At 43.6% G+C, this 227-nt stretch carries 1 protein-coding gene; it reads right to left on the bottom strand.

What is annotated here, in order from left to right; translation table 11 throughout:
- The coding region (locus Q1B07_RS26985) for a hypothetical protein (RefSeq protein WP_299095895.1) at positions 1–227 on the bottom strand (227 nt) is incomplete at both ends.

The following is a 227-nucleotide window of genomic DNA, read 5'->3' as shown; positions in this document are numbered from 1 at the left end:
CGCCAATGGTTTACGGTCTGTTTAACAAGGGCGACGGGGACAAAAAGAAGGTATGCTAAATAGCCCTTGGTTATTTCCATTTTAAACCATTGGCAAGTTCGGTTTGTCAAGAGTTCGCTTCGCCGATTGCTGTTTTGCTCAAGGGCTCTGCCAAACAAAAAGTTAGGCTGATTGTTCAATAAGCCATTTTTGTGCCAAACCAATAAGTTTGGACCATCTTGCTGGCA

Origin of the sequence: uncultured Metabacillus sp. (assembly GCF_947503125.1) — a bacterium.
Classification (GTDB): Bacteria; Bacillota; Bacilli; order Bacillales; family Bacillaceae; genus Metabacillus.
The sequence above is the reverse complement of the archived record's forward strand: the minus strand, read 5'-3'. Positions and strand labels throughout refer to the sequence as shown.